General features: G+C 66.1%; 33 protein-coding genes. All 33 read right to left on the reverse strand.

The annotated features are described in order from the left end of the window. Positions 1-5: 5 nt before the first annotated feature. The gene (locus AB0269_RS06960; protein WP_366210543.1) at positions 6-809 is read right to left on the reverse strand and encodes a sulfite exporter TauE/SafE family protein; all 804 of its coding nucleotides are present in this window, start codon (positions 807-809) and stop codon (positions 6-8) included. 101 nt (positions 810-910) lie between these two features. Next, the gene (gene rplQ, locus AB0269_RS06965) at positions 911-1,612 is read right to left on the reverse strand and encodes a 50S ribosomal protein L17 (RefSeq protein ID WP_366210544.1); all 702 of its coding nucleotides are present in this window, start codon (positions 1,610-1,612) and stop codon (positions 911-913) included. A 34-nt stretch (positions 1,613-1,646) separates the two neighbouring features. After that, positions 1,647-2,636 carry a DNA-directed RNA polymerase subunit alpha gene (locus AB0269_RS06970; protein ID WP_175985241.1) on the reverse strand — a complete coding sequence of 330 codons (990 nt, stop codon included), beginning with the start codon at positions 2,634-2,636 and terminating at the stop codon, positions 1,647-1,649. A gap of 139 nt (positions 2,637-2,775) precedes the next feature. After that, the gene (gene rpsK, locus AB0269_RS06975) at positions 2,776-3,174 is read right to left on the reverse strand and encodes a 30S ribosomal protein S11 (protein ID WP_033106075.1); all 399 of its coding nucleotides are present in this window, start codon (positions 3,172-3,174) and stop codon (positions 2,776-2,778) included. Between the two features lie 30 nt (positions 3,175-3,204). Continuing rightward, complete coding sequence (rpsM, locus tag AB0269_RS06980; RefSeq protein ID WP_067354346.1) at positions 3,205-3,579, reverse strand: 30S ribosomal protein S13; 375 nt, start codon at positions 3,577-3,579, stop codon at positions 3,205-3,207. Positions 3,580-3,713: 134 nt separating this feature from the next. After that, positions 3,714-3,830: a 50S ribosomal protein L36 gene (gene rpmJ / locus AB0269_RS06985; protein WP_005050492.1), complete on the reverse strand. Its 117-nt coding sequence runs from the start codon at positions 3,828-3,830 to the stop codon at positions 3,714-3,716. Positions 3,831-3,895: 65 nt separating this feature from the next. Beyond that, positions 3,896-4,117 (reverse strand): translation initiation factor IF-1, encoded by a 222-nt coding sequence (gene infA / locus AB0269_RS06990; RefSeq protein WP_028496510.1) that lies wholly within the window; start codon positions 4,115-4,117, stop codon positions 3,896-3,898. 191 nt (positions 4,118-4,308) lie between these two features. Continuing rightward, complete coding sequence (locus tag AB0269_RS06995) at positions 4,309-4,971, reverse strand: thioredoxin domain-containing protein (protein WP_366210545.1); 663 nt, start codon at positions 4,969-4,971, stop codon at positions 4,309-4,311. A gap of 176 nt (positions 4,972-5,147) precedes the next feature. Continuing rightward, on the reverse strand, positions 5,148-6,176 hold the full coding sequence (locus AB0269_RS07000) for a hypothetical protein (RefSeq protein WP_366210546.1): 1,029 nt from the start codon (positions 6,174-6,176) through the stop codon (positions 5,148-5,150). Positions 6,177-6,334: 158 nt separating this feature from the next. After that, entirely contained in the window at positions 6,335-7,162 is an 828-nt protein-coding gene (gene map / locus AB0269_RS07005) for a type I methionyl aminopeptidase (protein ID WP_366210547.1), read from the reverse strand. Between the two features lie 29 nt (positions 7,163-7,191). Next, the gene (locus AB0269_RS07010; RefSeq protein WP_366210548.1) at positions 7,192-7,788 is read right to left on the reverse strand and encodes an adenylate kinase; all 597 of its coding nucleotides are present in this window, start codon (positions 7,786-7,788) and stop codon (positions 7,192-7,194) included. Next, positions 7,785-9,107, reverse strand: a complete 1,323-nt coding sequence (gene secY, locus AB0269_RS07015; protein WP_175985230.1) for a preprotein translocase subunit SecY — start codon at positions 9,105-9,107, stop codon at positions 7,785-7,787. Before secY ends, AB0269_RS07010 begins: the two co-directional genes overlap by 4 nt. A gap of 102 nt (positions 9,108-9,209) precedes the next feature. After that, on the reverse strand, positions 9,210-9,860 hold the full coding sequence (gene rplO / locus AB0269_RS07020) for a 50S ribosomal protein L15 (RefSeq protein WP_366210549.1): 651 nt from the start codon (positions 9,858-9,860) through the stop codon (positions 9,210-9,212). Beyond that, positions 9,860-10,045: a 50S ribosomal protein L30 gene (gene rpmD / locus AB0269_RS07025; RefSeq protein WP_017201575.1), complete on the reverse strand. Its 186-nt coding sequence runs from the start codon at positions 10,043-10,045 to the stop codon at positions 9,860-9,862. Before rpmD ends, rplO begins: the two co-directional genes overlap by 1 nt. Beyond that, a complete protein-coding gene (gene rpsE / locus AB0269_RS07030) occupies positions 10,045-10,749 on the reverse strand; it encodes a 30S ribosomal protein S5 (protein WP_175985226.1) in 705 nt (234 codons plus the stop codon). Before rpsE ends, rpmD begins: the two co-directional genes overlap by 1 nt. Next, entirely contained in the window at positions 10,746-11,105 is a 360-nt protein-coding gene (gene rplR, locus AB0269_RS07035) for a 50S ribosomal protein L18 (RefSeq protein WP_366210550.1), read from the reverse strand. Before rplR ends, rpsE begins: the two co-directional genes overlap by 4 nt. A gap of 2 nt (positions 11,106-11,107) precedes the next feature. Further along, positions 11,108-11,644 carry a 50S ribosomal protein L6 gene (gene rplF / locus AB0269_RS07040; protein WP_366210551.1) on the reverse strand — a complete coding sequence of 179 codons (537 nt, stop codon included), beginning with the start codon at positions 11,642-11,644 and terminating at the stop codon, positions 11,108-11,110. Positions 11,645-11,650: 6 nt separating this feature from the next. Further along, the gene (rpsH, locus tag AB0269_RS07045) at positions 11,651-12,049 is read right to left on the reverse strand and encodes a 30S ribosomal protein S8 (protein WP_366210552.1); all 399 of its coding nucleotides are present in this window, start codon (positions 12,047-12,049) and stop codon (positions 11,651-11,653) included. A 123-nt stretch (positions 12,050-12,172) separates the two neighbouring features. Then, positions 12,173-12,763, reverse strand: coding sequence for a 50S ribosomal protein L5 (rplE, locus tag AB0269_RS07050; protein WP_366210553.1), 591 nt, complete (start codon positions 12,761-12,763; stop codon positions 12,173-12,175). Then, positions 12,763-13,122, reverse strand: coding sequence for a 50S ribosomal protein L24 (gene rplX, locus AB0269_RS07055; protein ID WP_175985216.1), 360 nt, complete (start codon positions 13,120-13,122; stop codon positions 12,763-12,765). The genes rplE and rplX overlap by 1 nt, the downstream gene beginning before the upstream one ends. Before the next feature lie 2 nt (positions 13,123-13,124). Then, complete coding sequence (rplN, locus tag AB0269_RS07060; RefSeq protein WP_053097479.1) at positions 13,125-13,493, reverse strand: 50S ribosomal protein L14; 369 nt, start codon at positions 13,491-13,493, stop codon at positions 13,125-13,127. A 26-nt stretch (positions 13,494-13,519) separates the two neighbouring features. Continuing rightward, positions 13,520-13,828, reverse strand: coding sequence for a 30S ribosomal protein S17 (gene rpsQ, locus AB0269_RS07065; RefSeq protein ID WP_230103690.1), 309 nt, complete (start codon positions 13,826-13,828; stop codon positions 13,520-13,522). Then, positions 13,828-14,145 carry a 50S ribosomal protein L29 gene (gene rpmC, locus AB0269_RS07070; protein WP_175985212.1) on the reverse strand — a complete coding sequence of 106 codons (318 nt, stop codon included), beginning with the start codon at positions 14,143-14,145 and terminating at the stop codon, positions 13,828-13,830. The genes rpsQ and rpmC overlap by 1 nt, the downstream gene beginning before the upstream one ends. Further along, positions 14,145-14,564, reverse strand: coding sequence for a 50S ribosomal protein L16 (gene rplP / locus AB0269_RS07075; RefSeq protein ID WP_366210554.1), 420 nt, complete (start codon positions 14,562-14,564; stop codon positions 14,145-14,147). The genes rpmC and rplP overlap by 1 nt, the downstream gene beginning before the upstream one ends. After that, the gene (rpsC, locus tag AB0269_RS07080) at positions 14,564-15,313 is read right to left on the reverse strand and encodes a 30S ribosomal protein S3 (protein WP_175985208.1); all 750 of its coding nucleotides are present in this window, start codon (positions 15,311-15,313) and stop codon (positions 14,564-14,566) included. The genes rplP and rpsC overlap by 1 nt, the downstream gene beginning before the upstream one ends. After that, positions 15,313-15,711, reverse strand: a complete 399-nt coding sequence (gene rplV / locus AB0269_RS07085; protein ID WP_175985206.1) for a 50S ribosomal protein L22 — start codon at positions 15,709-15,711, stop codon at positions 15,313-15,315. Before rplV ends, rpsC begins: the two co-directional genes overlap by 1 nt. 25 nt (positions 15,712-15,736) lie before the next feature. Continuing rightward, on the reverse strand, positions 15,737-16,018 hold the full coding sequence (gene rpsS, locus AB0269_RS07090; RefSeq protein WP_120229702.1) for a 30S ribosomal protein S19: 282 nt from the start codon (positions 16,016-16,018) through the stop codon (positions 15,737-15,739). 12 nt (positions 16,019-16,030) lie between these two features. Further along, on the reverse strand, positions 16,031-16,870 hold the full coding sequence (gene rplB, locus AB0269_RS07095) for a 50S ribosomal protein L2 (protein ID WP_366210555.1): 840 nt from the start codon (positions 16,868-16,870) through the stop codon (positions 16,031-16,033). 21 nt (positions 16,871-16,891) lie between these two features. Beyond that, positions 16,892-17,215, reverse strand: a complete 324-nt coding sequence (gene rplW, locus AB0269_RS07100) for a 50S ribosomal protein L23 (protein ID WP_175985201.1) — start codon at positions 17,213-17,215, stop codon at positions 16,892-16,894. Continuing rightward, positions 17,212-17,874, reverse strand: coding sequence for a 50S ribosomal protein L4 (rplD, locus tag AB0269_RS07105; RefSeq protein ID WP_366210556.1), 663 nt, complete (start codon positions 17,872-17,874; stop codon positions 17,212-17,214). Before rplD ends, rplW begins: the two co-directional genes overlap by 4 nt. A gap of 3 nt (positions 17,875-17,877) precedes the next feature. Continuing rightward, positions 17,878-18,537 (reverse strand): 50S ribosomal protein L3, encoded by a 660-nt coding sequence (gene rplC / locus AB0269_RS07110; RefSeq protein ID WP_366210557.1) that lies wholly within the window; start codon positions 18,535-18,537, stop codon positions 17,878-17,880. A 10-nt stretch (positions 18,538-18,547) separates the two neighbouring features. After that, positions 18,548-18,856, reverse strand: coding sequence for a 30S ribosomal protein S10 (gene rpsJ, locus AB0269_RS07115; protein WP_085018734.1), 309 nt, complete (start codon positions 18,854-18,856; stop codon positions 18,548-18,550). Positions 18,857-19,283: 427 nt separating this feature from the next. Beyond that, positions 19,284-19,496, reverse strand: coding sequence for a hypothetical protein (locus AB0269_RS07120; protein ID WP_366210558.1), 213 nt, complete (start codon positions 19,494-19,496; stop codon positions 19,284-19,286). Between the last annotated feature and the right edge of the window lie 71 nt (positions 19,497-19,567).

Below are 19,567 nucleotides of genomic sequence, written 5' to 3' on the forward strand. Positions count from 1 at the left end.
CCGCGTCAACCGCGGCGGGGACGCGAGCGCAGGGCCTTGATCGCCATCTGGATCGCGATGAACGCCAGATATGCGGCGAAGAGCATGTTGCCGGCGAACGGGTCGATGAGCGTGGCGAGCCAGGCGCCGAGCGCGGTCATCGTGCAGGCGGACAGTCCGATGATCCCGGCTGCGACCAGGTCGACGTTGCGGTGACGGAGGTTGCCGAAGGTCCCCGAGATCGCGGTGGGGATCATCATCAGCAGGGACGTGCCCTTGGCCTCGAGGTCGCTCGTACCGAACGCGAGCATGAGCACGGGGACGACGACCACGCCGCCGCCCACGCCGATGAGACCCGCGATGATGCCGGTGCCGACACCCACCACAACCAGGGCGATGCCGTTGATCCAGCCGAGTTCGAACACCGCGTCGCGCGACGGGATGACGACGAACAGGCTGACGATCACGATCACGAGGAACACGACGAATCCCCAGCGCAGTGCGTTCTGCGAGATCCGTGGAAGCAGACGCGTGCCGATCTGCGCACCGACGACGGCGCCGGCGGCGAGGATCAGCGCGGGGATCCAGGCGACCGATCCACTGGCCGCGTACGAGATGACGCCGACGCTCGCGGTGGGGACGATCGCGGCGAGTGAGGTGCCGGCGGCCAGCCGCTGATCGAAGTGCAGCATGAGGACGAGGAGCGGCACGATGACCGTGCCGCCGCCGACGCCGAACAGACCGGAGAGGAGCCCTGCCAGCATGCCGATGACGATGAAGGTCAGGTATGCGCGGGGGCCGCGCACCCTCGCATCCTGAAGCTCACTCACTCGCGCAAGCCTATCGCTCGAAGCATCCTGGTCCTGCACGCCGGGAGACGCGAGAAGGCCCGCCGCCCCTCAAGGGGATGGCGGGCCTTCTCGGCGGCGTGTTACTTGCCGGCCTCGGTGAAGCCTGCGGCCTCAGCGGCCTCAGCGGTGCGGAACCACACCTCGGCGACGGTCTGCTCGTACCACTGGCCATCGGGACGGTGGAACTTCATGGAGTCCTTGTTGCCCTTGATGTCGAAGCCCTCGGGAGCGGAGCCGTCCTCGAGAGGAGCGGCGGAGTCCGCACCGAACTCACCGTCGACGAGCGCAGCGGCGGCCACGGCCTCAGCGGCTGCGCCCTCCTCCTGCGACTCGGCACCGGCCTCAGCAGCATCCGCAGCCGGCTTCTCGGCCTTGGGGGCGGCCTTCTCAGCCTTCGGAGCGGCCTTCTTCGCCTTCGGCGAGACGGGCTCGAGGACGAGCTCGATCACGGCCATGGGGGCGTTGTCGCCCTTGCGGTTGCCGACCTTCGTGATGCGGGTGTAGCCGCCCTCGCGCTCGGCGACCAGCGGAGCGATCTCGGCGAAGAGGACGTGCACGGCGTCCTTGTTGCCGAGGATCGAGAGCACCCGGCGACGAGCGTGCAGGTCGCCGCGCTTGGCGAACGTGATCATGCGCTCGGCGAGCGGACGCAGGCGCTTGGCCTTGGTCTCGGTCGTCTTGATCGACTTGTGGGTGAACAGCGCCGATGCGAGGTTGGCAAGCAGCAGGCGCTCGTGGGCGGGGCCGCCTCCGAGGCGGGGTCCCTTGTTGGGCTTAGGCATATTCGTCTAACTCCTGGTCAGATATTCGGGAAGGTCAGAAGGACTCGTCTTCGCCTGCGCCGTAGAAGTGGGCGCCGTCGAAACCGGGCACCGAATCCTTGAGCGACAGACCGAGCGAGATGAGCTTGTCGCGCACCTCGTCGACCGACTTCTGGCCGAAGTTGCGGATGTTCATGAGCTGCGTCTCCGACAGCGCCACGAGCTCGGACACCGTGTTGATGCCCTCGCGCTTGAGGCAGTTGTAGGAGCGGACCGACAGGTCGAGGTCCTCGATCGGCATGGACAGCTCGCTGGAGAGCACGGGCTCCACCGGCGCCGGGCCGATCTCGATGCCCTCGGCCTCGACGTTCAGCTCGCGCGCGAGGCCGAACAGCTCGGTCAGGGTCTTCGCAGCCGAGGCGACGGCATCCCGCGGGAGGATGCTGTTCTTCGTCTCGACGTCCAGGACGAGCTTGTCGAAGTCGGTGCGCTCACCGGCACGGGTCGCCTCGACGCGGTAGCTGACCTTGAGAACGGGCGAGTAGATCGAGTCGACGGGGATCTGCCCGGCCTCGGCGTACTCGTTGCGGTTCTGGGTCGCCGACACGTAGCCGCGGCCGCGCTCGATCGTGAGCTCGAGCTCGAACTTGGCGGTGTCGTTGAGCGTCGCGATGACGAGCTCGGGGTTGTGGACCTCGACACCGGCCGGAGCCGAGATGTCAGCGGCGGTCACTTCGCCCGCACCGGTCTTGCGCAGGTAAGCGGTGATGGGCTCGTCGCGCTCGGACGAGACGACCAGCTGCTTGATGTTGAGGATGATCTCGGTGACATCCTCCTTCACGCCGGGGATGGTGCTGAACTCGTGCAGGACACCATCGATGCGGATGCTGGTGACAGCAGCGCCGGGGATCGACGAGAGCAGGCTGCGACGCAGCGCGTTTCCGATGGTGTAGCCGAAGCCGGGCTCGAGCGGCTCGACGATGAACCGGCTGCGGTTCTCGGCGATCTTTTCCTCGGTCAGTGTGGGACGCTGTGCAATGAGCACTCTGTGTTCCTTTCGATCACATGCCCGCTATATGACATGTGGTGGGTGAGGTCTTGAGTTGTGGAAGTCAGTGCCCGCGACGGGCGGAGCGGCGCTCGATCCCTGAGCTTGTCGAGGGGCCGAGCGCCGCTGCAGCGGATCAGACGCGGCGACGCTTCGGCGGGCGGCAGCCGTTGTGCGCCTGCGGGGTGACGTCCTGGATCGAACCGACCTCGAGGCCTGCGGCCGTGAGCGAGCGGATCGCGGTCTCGCGGCCGGAGCCCGGACCCTTCACGAAGACGTCGACCTTCTTGACGCCGTGCTCCTGAGCCTGGCGGGCGGCCGACTCGGCAGCCATGCCGGCGGCGTACGGGGTCGACTTGCGCGAGCCCTTGAAGCCCACGCCACCCGACGATGCCCAGCTGATGACAGCGCCGGACGGGTCGGTGATCGAGACGATGGTGTTGTTGAACGTCGACTTGATGTGGGCCTGGCCCAGCGCGATGTTCTTCTTCTCCTTGCGGCGCGGCTTGCGCGCGGCGGCCTTGGGTGCAGCCATGAAAGTGTTCTCCTATTCCCTGGCCGCTGCTTAGCGGGCCTTCTTCTTGCCGGCGACGGTGCGCTTCGGGCCCTTGCGGGTACGGGCGTTGGTCTTGGTGCGCTGACCGCGGACCGGGAGGCCACGACGGTGGCGGAGGCCCTCGTAGGAGCCGATCTCGACCTTGCGGCGGATGTCTGCGGCGACCTCGCGGCGCAGGTCACCCTCCACCTTGTAGTTGCCTTCGATGTAGTCGCGGAGTGCGACGAGCTGGTCGTCGGTGAGGTCCTTGACGCGGATCGACTCGTCGATCTCGGTGGCCTTGAGGATCTCGACCGAGCGGGTACGGCCGACGCCGTAGATGTAGGTAAGGGCGATCACCACGCGCTTGTCGCGCGGGATGTCAACGCCGGCAAGACGTGCCATGCGGTTCTCCTGAGTTGAGTAGAGGTGTGGAGCAGGATGTGGACCCGGGCCTCTGTCCCGAGGTGTCCGCCGCTCGCGCGGCTTCTTGACCCTGCCTGTTTCGTATTGAGTTGTGAGTCAGATCCGAAGAGTGATCAGCCCTGGCGCTGCTTGTGGCGCGGGTTGCTCTTGCAGATCACCATGACGCGGCCGTGACGGCGGATCACCTTGCAGTGATCGCAGATGGGCTTGACGCTGGGGTTGACCTTCATGATGTTTCCTGTTCGCTGTCTTCACCGGGCAGGCGGGAGCGCCTGGGGTGTTACTTCTCGACCGATCAGCGGTAGCGGTAGACGATGCGGCCGCGAGTCAGGTCGTAGGGGCTGAGCTCCACGACCACGCGGTCCTCGGGGATGATGCGGATGTAGTTCTGCCGCATCTTTCCGGAGATCGTGGCGAGCACCTTGTGTCCGTTGGTGAGCTCAACGCGGAACATCGCGTTGGGCAGAGCCTCGGAGATGACACCCTCGATCTCGATGACACCGTCTTTCTTAGCCATAGCCTCGCTGACGCTTCTGCAGATCGGTCGATCTGCGGTGGATGGATGATTGTGATGCCCGCACTGACGGACACGCCGAAACAGGGCGCAGGGCACCAACGGTCTATCTTATCCGCTGTGGTGCCGCCCGGCAACTCTGGTACGGGAACGGGCCGCCCCGGATGGAGCGGCCCGTCGCGGGATCGTGGATATCAACCGAGGATGTCGGCGAAGCGGGTGCCGATCTCGGAGTTCTCGATGCGCTCCCCGTCGATCTCGACGGTCGGCGTGCCCTGGATGTCGTGCTGGTTCGTCTGCGACGTGACGTAGCGCTTGTACGTGCCGTCGGCGATGCAGTCCGCGGCGGCGCCTGCCCCGACCTGATCGGCGAACGCCGCGAGCTCGTCATCGGTGAGTCCTGCCGTGTTCTCGGCCGGCTGGTTCTCGAACAGCAGGTTGAAATAGTCGAGCGCGGAGTCGGGGGCCTCGGCGGCCACGCAGTACACGGATGCCGCGGCACGCGTCGAGAACTCGGTGTTCTGCGAGTAGCGGTCGAGGATCGAGATGGGGTGCAGGTTCAGCGTGATCTCGTCGTTCGCCGCCGCATCCTGCAGGGCCGCGCCGTACGTGTCCTCGAAGTCGCCGCAGATCGGGCACATGAAGTCGACGAACGTGTCGATCTCGGTGTCGCCCGTGCCGAACGTGATCGCGCCGGTCTCCTCGTTCACGATCGCGCTCTCGGGTGCGGTTCCCGGGGACGTGGCCTGGTTGTTCAGGAACACGACGAGGCCGCCGAGGGCCACGAGGACGATGACGACAGCGGCGGAGATTCCGATCGCGAACCAGTTGGTGTTGCTCTTGGCGGCAGCAGCCATGCTCTTCCGTTCTTCGATGCCCGCGCTGTGAGCGGGTCAGTGCAGGGGATGCTCAATCTTCCCGCGCAATCCTATGCCCCGCTTGTGAGCCCCCTTCCCCGCGCCTCTCCGCCGCCTCTCCCTCCCCCCTGCGAAACAGGTCTTGTTCCGCGGGACAGGGCGTGCCACGTCCTGTTTCAGCGGGCAGGACCCGTTTCGGGCCGGCGTCGACGCGCAGGCAACTGACGTGGCGTGTGATGCAGAGTCGCGAGATATGGGATGTTCGGGGATTCCGCGCGGCGCACGCCGGCCTGTACGAGTGCGCGACAGAGCGGATCGACCCGCCACGCGTCACTGAGATCCCAGCGCGCCATCGGATGTCCGTTGCGGCGCAGCCTGTCCTCCCGCTTCTTCTCCTCACGCAGATGCATCTCCGCTGCCACGGGGTCATCGAGGTCGTACTTTCCCCACCCGTCCGACTCGGCTACTGCTCGAGTGCGCGGGAAGTGGAAGTCGGTGCGGTCATTGCAGCCTTCATAGAAGAAATCGCGTTGCAGGTCCGGAGGCTCGAATCCGCTCCAGAGGATCACCGCCCGGCTCACACTCTCACCGGGCGACTCGGAGCGCGCATCCGCATTGCGCCACACCCAGTGCCGACGCTTCAGTCCGCGCCGGTTCTGCTGGTCGGCCCCGTGAGCACGCAACTCGTCCAACCGGAGCGTTCCCCCCTGCACCGGTGAGATCACCGCATCCACCATCGCCAATGCCTGAGCCGGCGGCACGACGCGCGCGAGGTCGGCAACCGTATCTGTGACAGACGTCACATGGATGCCGGCCACCTCGACGACTTCGCGCTCGTCTGCACTCGCGTGGATGCTGACGTCACCGTGCCGCCACGACGACGTCGCGTCGGGTTCGTAGACGTGCACGTCCTTCGTCTCGCCGAACAGCGGGATGCCGTGGATCAGCGCCGCGGCCTCCAGACACAGAACTGCGCTCGGCTGAACCTTGAGAAGCGCGTGCACCCTTGTGGCGTAACGCTCCCAGGGCTTGAGCGCCGCATAGGCGCTCTGCTCGACGTACACGCCCTTCCTGAGCCGACGCCACCCGCGTTCGCTCGGGTCGGCGCCCGACCCTCTCAGCTCGTCGTACGTGTACAGCCTTTGCGGCGGGGTCAGATGAGCGCGGTCGGCGAGCAGGAGCGGCATCCGCTCATCGTGCCCCACGCGCTCCCTCCTCACCCGCTTTCCACAGGCGTCGCACGCGACCACGGTCTGTGCAGAACAACTCGATCACTGCGAAACAGGTGCTACTGGCTGAAGCAAACCGTGGCACGACCTGTTTCGGAGGAGAAGACCTGTTTCGCGGGGGGCGGACGCGGGGACTACGGGATGGGGGTTGGGGTGACGTTGAAGGGGGCGAGGCCGGCGCGGCCGCCGTCCGCAGCCGTCAGAACCCAGATGCCGTCGGCATGGACGGCGACGGAGTGCTCCCAGTGACTGCCGTCGCTGCCGTCGACGGTGGAGACCGTCCAGTCGTCGTCCTCGACGAACGTCTGATCGGACCCGGCGGTGACCATCGGCTCGATCGCGAGCACGAGCCCGGGCTTCACCTCGGCACCGGGGTCGGGAGTGCGGTAGTTGAACACGCTCGGCGCCTCGTGCATCTTGCGGCCGATGCCGTGCCCGACGTACTCGCGGAGGATGCCGTACTCCCCCTGCGCCTCGATGTAGTCCTGGATCGCCGCGCCGATGTCCCCGAGATGACGAGCCGACGCCATCGCCGCGATCCCGGCCCACATCGAGCCCTCCGTGACCCGCGACAGCTCCGAACGCGCCGCCACGAGATCGGGCCGCGCGGGATCAGGCACGATGAACGTGCGTGCGCTGTCGCCGTTCCAGCCCTGGTACTGCGCACCGGAATCCACCGAGACGATGTCGCCCGGCTCCAGAACCCGAGAACCCGGGATGCCGTGCACGACCTGCTCGTTCACCGAGATGCACGTGGTGTGGTGGTAGCCGCGCACAAGCTTGAAGTTCGACTCGGCTCCGCGCGCGAGCACGGCAGCCGAGGCCGCTTCGTCGACCGCAGCGGTCGTCACGCCGGCCGCGATGGCAGCGCCCGCGGCATCCAGCGACGCCGCGGTGATGAGCCCGGGCTCGACCATCGCCCGCAACTGGGCGGGCGTCTTGTAGATCGAGCGGCGGAACACGTCAGGCGGCGAGCGTCAGATGGTCAGCGTCAGGAGGCGAGCGTCAGGCCGCGCGCGGCGAGCGCCGAGGTGATGCGCTCGGTGATCTCGTCCAGCGAGCCGATGCCGTCGATGCGGTCGACGATCCCGCGCTCGCCGTACACGGCGAGGATCGGGGCGGTCTCGTTCTCGTAGATGTCCAGTCGGTGCGCGATCGCCTCTTCGGTGTCATCCGAACGGCCCTGCTCCTGTGCGCGCAACGACAGCCGCGCGATGCTCTCCTCGCGCGGGACGTCGAGCAGGATGACAGCATCCAGAGCCTCGCCGCGCGCGCCGAGGAACTCGTCGAGATGACCGACCTGCGCCACGTTGCGGGGGTAGCCGTCCAGCAGGAAGCCCGACTGCGCGTCATCCTGCGACAGACGGTCCCGCACGATCTCACCGGTCAGCTCGTCCGGCACGAGGTCGCCGCGATCGAGGATCGCCGTGACCTGCTGGCCGAGCTCGGTTCCGCCCTTGATGTTGGCGCGGAAGATGTCACCGGTCGAGACGACCGGGATGCCGAAGGCCTCAGCGATGCGCACGCCCTGCGTGCCCTTGCCGGAGCCCTGCGGGCCGACGATGAGAAGTCGTGCGGATGCTGTCAACGGAGAAGCCCTTCGTAGTGGCGCTGCTGGAGCTGTGCGTCGATCTGCTTGACCGTCTCGAGACCCACACCGACGATGATGAGGATCGATGCGCCGCCGAACGGGAAGTTCTGGTTGGCGCCGACCGTCGCCAGGGCGACGAGCGGGATGAGTGCGATCAGACCCAGGTAGATCGAACCGGGGAACGTGATGCGGGTGATGACGTAGTCGAGGTACTCGGCCGTCGGACGCCCGGCACGGATGCCGGGGATGAACCCGCCGTACTTCTTCATGTTGTCGGCGACCTCGACGGGGTTGAACGTGATCGCGACGTAGAAGTAGGCGAAGCCGATGATCAGCAGGAAGTACGCGATCATGTACAGCGGGTGATCGCCCGTCGTGAAGTACTGCGAGACCCAGACCACCCATGCGGCCGGCTCCGAGCCGTCCTGCGGAGTGTTGAACTGCGCGACGAGCATCGGGATGTACAGCAGCGACGAGGCGAAGATGATCGGGATGACACCCGCCATGTTCACCTTGATCGGGATGTAGGTGTTCGTGCCGCCGTACGTGCGCCGGCCGACCATGCGCTTGGCGTACTGCACCGGCACACGTCGCTGCGACTGCTCGACGAAGACGACGAGTCCGGTGACGACGATGCCGATTGCGAGGACGAGCAGGAACGTCTCGAACCCGTTGGTCTCGAAGATCGTCCACATCGCGGCCGGGAAGGTCGCGGCGATCGAGGTGAAGATGAGCAGCGACATGCCGTTGCCGATGCCGCGCTCGGTGACGAGCTCGGCGAACCACATGATGAGGCCGGTACCGGCGGTCATGGCGATGATGATGAGCAGCTGCGCCCACCACACGTCGTTCGTGAGCAGCTGCTGGCAGGCCGCGACGTCGGTCGTGCCGAAGAGCTGGCCGCTGCGGGCCACCGTCACCAGGGTCGTCGACTGCAGCAGTGCGAGTGCGATCGTGAGGTAACGGGTGTACTGGGTGAGCTTGGCCTGGCCGGCCTGCCCCTCCTTGTGCAGCGCCTCGAAGTGCGGGATGACCACGCGCAGGAGCTGGGTGATGATGGTCGCCGTGATGTACGGCATCACACCGAGGGCGAAGATCGACAGCTGCAGCAGTGCGCCGCCGGAGAAGAGGTTGACCAGGCTCAGCAGGCCCTCGGTGCCTGCGTTGATGCGGAGGCATTCCTCGACGTTCGGGAAATGCACGAACGGAGCAGGCACGTGCGAGCCGAGCCGGTAGATGGCGATGATCGCCAGAGTGAAACCGATCTTCCGACGCAGGTCGGGGGTGCGGAAGATCCGCGCGATAGCGCTAAACAAGGGCGTTCCTCCAGAAAGGGGTAGCCGGTCCGCGACGGACGGCCGAAAGACCAGCGTAACGCAGAGAGGGGCCGGAGAATCTCCGACCCCTCTCTGACGCGGTTACTTGACGGATCCGCCCGCAGCCACGATCTTCTGCTCGGCAGAACCCGAGACCTTGTCGACCGAGACGGTGAGCTTCACGTCGATGTCGCCGTCACCGAGAACCTTGACCTTCTCGTTCTTGCGAACGGCGCCCTTGGCGACCAGATCGCTGACGGTGACATCGCCGCCCTTGGGGTAGAGTTCCGCGAGCTTGGCCAGGTTCACGACCTGGTACTCGACGCGGAACGGGTTCTTGAACCCGCGCAGCTTCGGGGTGCGCATGTGCAGCGGCATCTGCCCACCCTCGAAGCCGACCCGAACGGTGTTGCGGGCCTTGGTGCCCTTGGTGCCGCGACCGGCGGTCTTGCCCTTCGAGCCCTCACCGCGACCGACACGGGTCTTCGCGGTGTTGGCGCCGGGGACGGGACGCAGGTGGTGGACCTTGAGGACGCCGGGGCGGGATGCCGAAGCATCCGCCGACGGAGCGGCCTTCTTGGCGGCGGGCTCCTTGGCAGCCTCGGCCTTGGGGGCCTTGGCGTCGGCAGCAGCCTTGGCCGGAGCCTTCTTGGCGGCCGGCTTCTTCTCGGCAGCAGCCTTGGGAGCGGCGGCCTTCTTGGCGGGAGCCTTGGTGGCCTTCTCCGCCTCCACGGCCTCGTTCTTCTCAGCCATTAGTCGATCTCCTCAACCTTGACGAGGTGGGCGACGGTCTTGACGTAGCCGCGCGTCTGCGCGTCGTCGGGGCGAACGGTGGTGTCACCGATGCGCTTGAGACCGAGGCTGCGCAGCGTGTCGCGCTGGTTCTGCTTCTCGCTCACCTTGGACTTGATCTGGGTCACCTTCAGACGGGCGGCCATCAGGCACCTACCTTCGCAGCAGCCGCAGCGGCGGCCTTTGCCTCGTTGCGGATGATGATGCCCGGAACGACGGCGTCGTAGTCGAGACCACGACGGGCGGCGACGGCGCGCGGCTCCTCGAGGCTCTTGAGTGCCTCGACGGTCGCGTGCACGATGTTGATCGTGTTCGACGAGCCGAGCGACTTCGACAGGACGTCGTGGACACCGGCGCACTCGAGCACGGCGCGGACGGGACCACCGGCGATGACACCGGTACCGGCAGCGGCCGGACGCAGCAGCACGACGCCGGCAGCGGCCTCGCCCTGCACCGGGTGCGGGATCGTGGTGCCGACGCGGGGCACGCGGAAGAAGTTCCGCTTGGCCTCTTCGACACCCTTGGAGATGGCCAGGGGCACCTCACGGGCCTTGCCGTAGCCGACGCCGACCAGACCGTTGCCGTCACCGACGACCACGAGAGCGGTGAAGCTGAACCGGCGTCCACCCTTCACGACCTTCGAGACACGGTTGATGGTGACGACGCGCTCCAGGAACTGGTTGTCGCCGCGGTCGCGCGAGTTGCGGTCGCGGCCGCCCTGGTTGCGGTCACGGCCGCCGCGGCGGCCTTCGCGCTGCTCGCGAGCGGGCTCTGCTGCCTCGGTGGCAGCGGCCGTCTCGGGAGCCGCAGCAGCCGTTTCGGTCACTTCGTTCTCCTTGTTGTCACTCACAGTGCCAGCCCCCCTTCGCGGGCGCCCTCGGCGATGGCCGCGACGCGACCGGCGTAGCGGTTGCCTCCGCGGTCGAACACGACCTCGGTGACACCGGCGGCCTTCGCACGCTCGGCGACGAGCTCGCCGACCTTGCGGGCCTTGGCGGTCTTGTCACCGTCGAACGAGCGCAGCTCGGTCTCGAGCGTGGATGCCGAGGCGACGGTGTGGCCCTTGCTGTCGTCGACCAGCTGGACGAAGACGTGGCGGGCCGAACGGTTGACGACCAGACGCGGACGCGCCTCGGTGCCCTCGATCTTCTTGCGAAGGCGGGCGTGACGACGCGCGCGGGCGTCGGACTTCGACTTCACAGCCATGATTACTTACCAGCCTTTCCGGCCTTGCGACGCACGACCTCGCCGGCGTAGCGCACGCCCTTGCCCTTGTACGGCTCGGGCTTGCGGATCTTGCGGATGTTCGCAGCTGCCTCGCCGACAGCCTGCTTGTCGATGCCACTGACCGTGAGCTTGTTCGTGCCCTCGACCGTCAGGGTGATGCCCGCGGGCGGGTCGATCAGGACCGGGTGCGAGAAGCCGAGGGCGAACTCGACCGAGCTGCCCTTCTGCTGCACGCGGTAACCGGTGCCGACGACCTCGAGGCCCTTGGTGTAGCCCTGGGTGACGCCGATGATGTTGTTGTTGATGAGCGTGCGGGTCAGGCCGTGGAGCGACCGCGACTCGCGCTCGTCGTCGGGACGGGTGACAACCACCTGGTTGTCCTCGACCGCGACCTCGATGGGGCTGGCCACGTCGAGGGTGAGCTCACCCTTGGGGCCCTTCACCGCGACCGCACGGCCGTCGACCGAAACGGTCACGCCCGCGGGGATCTCGATGGGAAGTCGTCCGATACGCGACATGTCGAATTACCACACGTAGGCGAGAACTTCTCCGCCCACGCCCTTCTGCTCGGCCTGACGGTCCGTGAGGAGACCGGAGGAGGTGGACAGGATGGCCACGCCGAGGCCGCCGAGGACCTTGGGGAGCTCCGTGGACTTCGCGTAGACGCGAAGACCGGGCTTCGAGACGCGCTTGATGCCCGCGATGGAACGCTCACGGTTGGGGCCGTACTTCAGCGTGAGGGTGAGGCTCTGGCCGACGCGGGCGTCGGTGACCTCGTAGCCGGCGATGTAGCCCTCCTGCTGGAGGATGTCGGCGATGTGCGTCTTGAGCTTGCTCGACGGGAGCGACACAGTGTCGTGGTGCGCCGAGTTCGCGTTGCGCAGACGGGTCAGCATGTCTGCGACCGGGTCTGTCATTGTCATATTCTTCTTCTTTCGATCATGAGGTTTCGACGCCCGTTACACAGACGCCGACCTTCGTGAACACACAATCTTCAATTGTAAGGCACGCGGAACCCCCGCCCTGACGGGCGGGGGTTCGAAGCGTCACGCCTTGGCGTCCTCCGACTGGAACGGGAAGCCGAGGTGGCGGAGCAGAGCCCGACCCTCGTCATCCGTCTTCGCCGAGGTGACGACCGTGATGTCGAAGCCGCGAACGCGGTCGATCTTGTCCTGATCGATCTCGTGGAACACGCTCTGCTCCTGGAGACCGAAGGTGTAGTTGCCGTGTCCGTCGAACTGCTTGGCCGACAGCCCGCGGAAGTCGCGGATGCGGGGCAGGGCGAGCGAGACCAGGCGGTCGATGAACTCCCACGCACGGTCGCCGCGGAGGGTGACGTGCGCGCCGATGGCCTGGCCCTCGCGCAGCTTGAACTGCGCGATGGACTTGCGGGCCTTGGTGACGATCGGCTTCTGGCCGGTGATCTTGGTGAGGTCGTCGACCGCGCCATCGATCACCTTGCTGTCACGAGCCGCCTCACCGACACCGGTGTTGACGACGACCTTGACGAGGCCGGGGATCTGCATCACGTTCTCGTAGCCGAACTCGTCCTGCAGCTTCTGCTGGATCTCGGCCTTGTACTTCTGCTTCAGGCGCGGCTGGATCTTGCCAGCCGGCGCGGCAGTGTCGGTGCTCATCAGAGGTCCTTACCTGACTTCTTCGCGTAGCGCACGCGGACGGTGCGCTTGACGCCGTCCTTGGTCTGCTCCTCGACCCGGCGGCCGACACGGGTCGGCTTCTTGGTCTCGGGGTCGACGAGTGCGACGTTCGAGATGTGGATGGGAGCCTCGAGAGTCTCGATGCCGCCCGTCTTGGTGCCACGCTGCGTCTGGCCGACGCGGGTGTGCTTGGTGATGTAGTTCACGCCCTCGACGATGACGCGGTTCTGCTCGGCGAGGACCTCGAGGACCTTGCCCTGCTTGCCGCGGTCGCCGCCGCGCTCCTGCTTGGCGCCGGTGATGACCTGAACCAGGTCACCCTTCTTGATGTTCGCCATGATCAGATAACCTCCGGGGCGAGCGAGACGATCTTCATGAACTTCTTGTCACGAAGCTCACGACCGACCGGGCCGAAGATACGGGTGCCGCGGGGCTCCCCGTCGTTCTTCAGGATGACGGCGGCGTTCTCGTCGAACTTGATGTACGAGCCGTCGGGACGGCGCGTGGACTTCACGGTGCGGACGATGACTGCCTTGACGACATCGCCCTTCTTCACGTTGCCGCCCGGGATCGCGTCCTTGACGGTGGCGACGATGGTGTCACCCAGACCGGCGTAACGGCGGCGCGAACCACCGAGAACGCGGATCGTGAGCAGCTCCTTCGCGCCGGTGTTGTCGGCGACCTTGAGGCGGGATTCCTGCTGAATCACTATTACTCCTTAAGCAAGCCGAGGGCTTACTTGGCCTTCTCGACGATCTCGACCAGACGCCAGCGCTTGGTGGCGCTGAGCGGACGGGTCTCGCTGATGACGACGAGGTCGCCGATGCCGGCCGAGTTGTTCTCGTCGTGCACCTTGCGCTTCTCCGTGCGGCGGATGACCTTGCCGTACAGGGGGTGCTTCACGCGGTCCTCGACCTCGACGACGATGGTCTTGTCCATCTTGTCGCTGACGACGTAGCCGCGCTGCGTCTTGCGGTAACCGCGGGCGTCCTCGTCGCGCACGTCGTGCGAGACGGGAGCTTCAGCTTCCTTCTTGGTGGCCATTACTCAGCCTTCCCTTCGGCGTCGGCCGAGGTGTCCTCGGTCTTCTTCGCCTTCGACTTGGTCGCCTTCTTGGCCGGAGCCTCGACCGGAGCCGGCGTCGCACGGATGCCGAGCTCGCGCTCGCGGATCACCGTGTACAGGCGTGCGATGTCGCGCTTGACGGCGCGGATGCGGCCGTGGCTCTCCAGCTGGCCGGTGGCCGACTGGAAACGGAGGTTGAACAGCTCCTCCTTGGCCTTGCGCAGCTCCTCAACGAGGCGCTGGTCTTCGAACGTGTCGAGCTCTGCCGGAGCGAGCTCCTTGGTGCCGATCGCCATTACGCGTCGCCCTCCTCGCGCTTGATGATGCGTGCCTTGAGCGGCAGCTTGTGAATGGCTCGGGTCAGGGCCTCGCGTGCGAGCTCCTCGTTGACTCCGGCGACCTCGAAGAGGACGCGACCCGGCTTGACGTTTGCGACCCACCACTCCGGGGAACCCTTACCGGAACCCATGCGGGTCTCGGCGGGCTTCTTCGTGAGCGGACGGTCGGGGTAGATGTTGATCCACACCTTTCCACCGCGCTTGATGTGACGGGTCATCGCGATACGAGCAGCCTCGATCTGACGGTTCGTCACGTAAGCGGGGGTGAGGGCCTGGATGCCGAACTCGCCGAAGGAGACCTTCGTGCCGCCGGTAGCCTGACCCGAGCGACCCGGGTGGTGCTGCTTGCGGAACTTGACCTTACGGGGGATGAGCATTATGCCGACGCTCCTTCTGCAACAGGGGCCTCGTTGCGCGGGCCACGACGGCGGTCGCCGCCACGGTCGCGCGAAGGCTTCTGGTTGGCCTGCTCGCGAGCGAGCTCCTTGTTGGTGAGGTCGCCCTTGTAGATCCAGACCTTCACGCCGATGCGGCCGAAGGTGGTCTTCGCCTCGTAGAAGCCATAGTCGATGTTCGCGCGCAGCGTGTGCAGCGGCACACGACCCTCGCGGTAGAACTCCGAGCGGCTCATCTCCGCGCCGCCGAGGCGGCCGGAGACCTGGATGCGGATGCCCTTGGCGCCGGCGCGCTGAGCGCCCTGCAGACCCTTGCGCATCGCACGACGGAACGCCACGCGAGCAGACAGCTGCTCGGCGATGCCCTGTGCGACGAGCTGAGCGTCGGCCTCGGGGTTCTTGACCTCGAGGATGTTCAGCTGGATCTGCTTGCCGGTGAGCTTCTCGAGGTCGCCGCGGATGCGCTCGGCCTCGGCACCACGACGACCGATCACGATGCCCGGACGGGCGGTGTGGATGTCGACGCGGACGCGGTCACGAGTGCGCTCGATCTCGATGCTGGAGACGCCGGCCCGGTCGAGCTGGGTCTTCAGGAGGTTGCGGATCTTGACGTCCTCGGCCACGTAGTCGGCGTAACGCTGGCCCGGCTTCGTCGAGTCCGAGAACCAACGGGACACGTGGTCCGTGGTGATTCCGAGGCGGAAGCCGTACGGGTTTACTTTCTGGCCCATTACTTGCTCGCCTTCTTCTTGCTGTCGCCGTCGGTCGCAGCAGCGGCCTCGGGCGTCGAGAGCACGACCGTGATGTGGCTCGTGCGCTTCTTGATCTGGAAAGCGCGACCCTGAGCGCGGGGGCGGAAACGCTTGAGCGTCGTGCCCTCGTCGACGTACGCGTTGGCCACGTACAGGTCCTGCTCGTCGAGGAACTCGCCGTCGCGATCCGCCTTCACCTGCGCGTTGGCCATGGCCGACGCGACAAGCTTGTAGATCGGCTCACTGGCGCTCTGCGGGGCGAACTTGAGGATCGCCAGAGCTTCCTGGGCCTGCTTGCCCTTGATGAGCGCGACGACACGACGAGCCTTCTGAGGGGTCACGCGGATGTGTCGCACGCGTGCGATGGACTCCACCATTTCTCTCTCCTCTATCGTCCCCGCGTCAGCGGCGACGGCCCTTCTTGTCGTCCTTCTCGTGGCCGCGGAAGGTGCGGGTGGGCGCGAACTCGCCCAGCTTGTGACCGACCATGGTCTCGGTGACAAACACGGGGATGTGCTTGCGACCGTCGTGGACCGCGATCGTGTGACCCAGCATGGCCGGGATGATCATGGACCGGCGCGACCAGGTCTTGATGACGTTCTTGGTACCGGCTTCGTTCTGAACGACGACCTTGCGAAGCAGGTGCTCGTCGACGAAGGGGCCCTTCTTGAGACTCCGTGGCATCTTCTTCTACTCCTACTTGCGCTTCTTGCCGGCGGTGCGACGACGCACGATGTACTTGTCGCTTTCCTTGTTGGCGTGACGGGTACGACCCTCGGCCTGGCCCCAGGGGGTGACGGGGTGACGTCCACCGGACGTCTTGCCCTCACCACCACCGTGCGGGTGGTCGACCGGGTTCATCGCGACACCGCGGACGGTCGGGCGGACGCCCTTCCAGCGCTTGCGGCCGGCCTTGCCCCAGTTGATGTTCGACTGCTCGGCGTTGCCGACCTCGCCGATGGTGGCGCGGCAGCGTGCGTCGACGTTGCGGATCTCACCCGAGGGCAGACGGAGCTGCGCGTACGGGCCGTCCTTCGCGACGAGACGGACGGATGCACCGGCCGAACGCGCGAGCTTGGCACCGCCGCCGGGACGGAGCTCGATCGCGTGGATCACCGTACCGGTCGGGATGTTCTTCAGGGGCAGGTTGTTGCCCGGCTTGATGTCGGCCGAGGCACCCGACTCGACGACGTCGCCCTGCTTCAGCTTGTTCGGGGCGAGGATGTAGCGCTTCTCGCCGTCGAAGTAGTGCAGCAGCGCGATGCGCGCGGTGCGGTTGGGGTCGTACTCGATGTGAGCGACTTTGGCGTCCACGCCGTCCTTGTCATTGCGACGGAAGTCGATGACGCGGTACTGGCGCTTGTGGCCACCACCGATGTGACGGGTCGTGATGCGGCCCTGGTTGTTGCGACCGCCGGTCTTCGAGAGCGGGCGCAGCAGCGACTTCTCGGGCGTCGATCGAGTGATCTCGGCGAAGTCAGCCACCGACGAGCCACGGCGACCCGGGGTCGTGGGCTTGTACTTGCGAATAGCCATGATTGTCCTTTATCCCCCGGATCAGCCGATTGCCGTGAAGATGTCGATGGTGCCCGACTTGAGCGACACGATGGCGCGCTTGGTGTCCTTGCGCTTACCGGTGCCGAAGCGGGTGCGACGGGCCTTGCCGACGCGGTTGATCGTGTTGACCGACGCGACCTTGACATCGAAGATCTTCTCGATGGCGAGCTTGATCTCGGTCTTCGACGCGCGCGGGTCGACGAGGAACGTGTACTTGCCCTCATCGATCAGCGAGTAGCTCTTCTCAGAGACGACCGGCTTCAGGATGATGTCGCGGGGGTCCTTGTTGAACGCCGTCTGGAGGGCGCCGTTCTGCTCGGTCATGCCGAGACCTCCTCGGTTGCGCCGGTCTTGGAGGCGATGAAGCCCTCGAGAGCGGCCTGGGTGAAGACGATGTCGTCGGAGACGAGCACGTCGTAGGCGTTGAGCTGGTCGAAGCTGATCACGTGGAGGTTCGAGAGGTTCCGAATGCTCTTGGTGGTCAGCTCGTCGTTGCGCTCGGTCACGACCAGGATGTTCTTGGACGTGGCGACGGTCGCGAGGAACTTCGCGGCAGCCTTGGTCGACGGGACGCCGTCGATGCCGAACGACTCGATGGCGTGCAGGCGCTCACCGCGGAAGCGGTCGCTGAGCGCGCCCAGGAGGGCGGCGGCGATCATCTTCTTGGGGGTGCGCTGCGAGTAGTCACGCGGCTTGGGGCCGTGGACGATGCCACCGCCGGTCATGTGCGGCGCGCGGATCGAGCCCTGACGGGCGTTACCCGTGCCCTTCTGCTTGAAGGGCTTGCGGCCGGCGCCGGAGACCTCGCCACGACGCTTGGTCGAGTGCGTGCCCTGGCGAGCCGCCGCGAGCTGCGCGACGACGACCTGGTGGATGAGCGGAATGTTCGTCTTGACGTCGAAGAGCGCGGCGGGCAGCTCGATGGAGCCTGCCTTCTTGCCGTCGGCCTTGAAGACGTCGAGCGCGAGAGTCGAGTCAGCCATGGACTAGGCCCCCTTCACTGCGTTGCGGACGTAGACGACGCGGCCACGAGCACCGGGGACGGCGCCCTTGACGAGCAGCAGACCCTTCTCGGCGTCGATGCCGTGCACCGTCAGGTTGAGGACGGTCACGCGCTCGCCACCCATACGGCCGGCCATGCGCATGCCCTTGAAGACGCGGCTCGGGGTCGACGATGCGCCGATCGAACCGGGCTTGCGGTGGTTGCGGTGTGCACCGTGCGATGCCGAGACGCCCTTGAAGTTGTGGCGCTTCATGACACCCGCGGTGCCCTTGCCCTTGCTGGTGCCGACGACGTCGACCAGCTGGCCCGCCTCGAACACGCCGTCGACCGTGATCTCCTGACCGAGTGAGTAGTCAGCAGCATCCGCGGTGCGGATCTCGGTGACGTGGCGGCGCGGCGTGACGCCGGCAGCCTCGAAGTGGGCGGTGAGCGGCTTGTTCACCTTGCGGGGGTCGATCTGGCCGGCAGCGATCTGAACGGCGTTGTAGCCGTCCTTCTCGGGCGTGCGGACCTGGGTGACCACGTTGGGTGCCAGCTCGATGACGGTGACGGGGACGAGCTTGCCGTCCGCGTTCCACACCTGGGTCATGCCGAGCTTGGTGCCCAGCATCCCCTTGGAAATCTTCGAATTGATGTCAACCATTCCAGACCCCTTACAGCTTGATCTCGATGTTGACGTCGGCCGGGAGGTCGAGGCGCATCAGCGAGTCGACAGCCTTCGGCGTCGGGTCGACGATGTCGATCAGACGCTTGTGGGTGCGCATCTCGAAGTGCTCGCGGCTGTCCTTGTACTTGTGGGGAGAACGGATCACGGCGACCACGTTCTTCTCCGTCGGAAGCGGCACGGGGCCGACGACAGTCGCGCCCGCACGGGTCACGGTGTCGACGATCTTGCGCGCCGACGTGTCGATGACCTCGTGGTCATACGACTTCAGGCGAATGCGGATCTTCTGTCCCGCCATTGTCTGCTCACTCTCTTTAAGGCGTCGTACCGGCCTGGATCGGGTGACCCAGGGGCATTGGACGCACGTCGGCGCTGTTCGCGCCAGGCACTCCCCCGACGACATGACTGTCGAAGGGATGCGCACCACTGTTCTTCTGTCAGCCCGCGCACCTCTCGGCGCACGGCAGAACCTCCTGGTGGAGGTGGTGTCGTTCTGCTGCCCGCGGCCTAGAACCCTGCATCCTCGTGTTCGGGAGAACGGATGCCGTCTATGCACTGCCCTGGCAGTGATCCGTCAGGCGCGCACTGCGCACCGCCGGAATGTGGAACCTGTCTATTCTGCCATGCCGGATTTCACTTGCGCAAACCCGGGCGTGTCGCGCGTCGAACCCGCGCGGACACAGCGAAGGCGGCGCACCCGATGGTACGCCGCCTTCGAGGATCTTCTACTCGTTGCCGATCGACTTGTCGGCTGCGTCGCGGATCTCGTCGATCTTCTCGGATGCTCCGGGGGCGATCTTCTTGGCGAAGTCGGCGACGCCGTCGAGGACCTTGTCGCTGACGTCCTCGGCCTGGTCGCTCTTGAGAGCACCGTCGACCTTTTCCTTGTTCTGCTCGTACAGGTCCTTGCCCTTGTTCACCAGGTCATCGATACCCATGAGATTCCCCCTTCAGAGGCCGTGATGCCGACGGGACATTCCCGCGGCTCTCTCATTGTGCACGCCGACAT

It is taken from the genome of Microbacterium sp. NPDC077644 (assembly GCF_040702785.1).
In the GTDB taxonomy this organism is placed as follows: Bacteria; Actinomycetota; Actinomycetes; order Actinomycetales; family Microbacteriaceae; genus Microbacterium.

Excerpts from the sequence above, each read along its gene's own strand:
- rpsC (WP_175985208.1), bottom strand. The coding sequence starts at position 15,313 with ATGGGCCAGAAAGTAAACCCGTACGGCTTCCGCCTCGGAATCACCACG.
- rpsH (WP_366210552.1), bottom strand. The coding sequence starts at position 12,049 with ATGACAATGACAGACCCGGTCGCAGACATGCTGACCCGTCTGCGCAAC.
- rpsJ (WP_085018734.1), bottom strand. The coding sequence starts at position 18,856 with ATGGCGGGACAGAAGATCCGCATTCGCCTGAAGTCGTATGACCACGAG.
- infA (WP_028496510.1), bottom strand. The coding sequence starts at position 4,117 with ATGGCTAAGAAAGACGGTGTCATCGAGATCGAGGGTGTCATCTCCGAG.
- rpsK (WP_033106075.1), bottom strand. The coding sequence starts at position 3,174 with ATGGCTGCACCCAAGGCCGCCGCGCGCAAGCCGCGCCGCAAGGAGAAG.
- rplF (WP_366210551.1), bottom strand. The coding sequence starts at position 11,644 with ATGTCGCGTATCGGACGACTTCCCATCGAGATCCCCGCGGGCGTGACC.
- rplX (WP_175985216.1), bottom strand. The coding sequence starts at position 13,122 with ATGGCGAACATCAAGAAGGGTGACCTGGTTCAGGTCATCACCGGCGCC.
- rplD (WP_366210556.1), bottom strand. The coding sequence starts at position 17,874 with ATGGCTGACTCGACTCTCGCGCTCGACGTCTTCAAGGCCGACGGCAAG.
- rpsS (WP_120229702.1), bottom strand. The coding sequence starts at position 16,018 with ATGCCACGGAGTCTCAAGAAGGGCCCCTTCGTCGACGAGCACCTGCTT.
- AB0269_RS07120 (WP_366210558.1), bottom strand. The coding sequence starts at position 19,496 with ATGGGTATCGATGACCTGGTGAACAAGGGCAAGGACCTGTACGAGCAG.
- rplP (WP_366210554.1), bottom strand. The coding sequence starts at position 14,564 with ATGCTCATCCCCCGTAAGGTCAAGTTCCGCAAGCAGCACCACCCGGGT.
- rplE (WP_366210553.1), bottom strand. The coding sequence starts at position 12,763 with ATGAGCACCGACACTGCCGCGCCGGCTGGCAAGATCCAGCCGCGCCTG.
- rplQ (WP_366210544.1), bottom strand. The coding sequence starts at position 1,612 with ATGCCTAAGCCCAACAAGGGACCCCGCCTCGGAGGCGGCCCCGCCCAC.
- rplW (WP_175985201.1), bottom strand. The coding sequence starts at position 17,215 with ATGACCGAGCAGAACGGCGCCCTCCAGACGGCGTTCAACAAGGACCCC.
- AB0269_RS06995 (WP_366210545.1), bottom strand. The coding sequence starts at position 4,971 with ATGGCTGCTGCCGCCAAGAGCAACACCAACTGGTTCGCGATCGGAATC.
- rpmD (WP_017201575.1), bottom strand. The coding sequence starts at position 10,045 with ATGGCCGCCCGTCTGAAGGTGACCCAGATCAAGTCCAAGGTGAGCGAG.
- rplV (WP_175985206.1), bottom strand. The coding sequence starts at position 15,711 with ATGGTGGAGTCCATCGCACGCGTGCGACACATCCGCGTGACCCCTCAG.
- rplB (WP_366210555.1), bottom strand. The coding sequence starts at position 16,870 with ATGGCTATTCGCAAGTACAAGCCCACGACCCCGGGTCGCCGTGGCTCG.
- rpmJ (WP_005050492.1), bottom strand. The coding sequence starts at position 3,830 with ATGAAGGTCAACCCCAGCGTCAAGCCCATCTGCGATCACTGCAAGGTG.
- rpmC (WP_175985212.1), bottom strand. The coding sequence starts at position 14,145 with ATGGCGATCGGCACCAAGGAGCTCGCTCCGGCAGAGCTCGACACGTTC.
- rplC (WP_366210557.1), bottom strand. The coding sequence starts at position 18,537 with ATGGTTGACATCAATTCGAAGATTTCCAAGGGGATGCTGGGCACCAAG.
- rpsQ (WP_230103690.1), bottom strand. The coding sequence starts at position 13,828 with ATGGCCACCAAGAAGGAAGCTGAAGCTCCCGTCTCGCACGACGTGCGC.
- rplR (WP_366210550.1), bottom strand. The coding sequence starts at position 11,105 with ATGGCTGTGAAGTCGAAGTCCGACGCCCGCGCGCGTCGTCACGCCCGC.
- rplO (WP_366210549.1), bottom strand. The coding sequence starts at position 9,860 with ATGGCTGAGAAGAACGAGGCCGTGGAGGCGGAGAAGGCCACCAAGGCT.
- rpsM (WP_067354346.1), bottom strand. The coding sequence starts at position 3,579 with ATGGCACGTCTTGCCGGCGTTGACATCCCGCGCGACAAGCGCGTGGTG.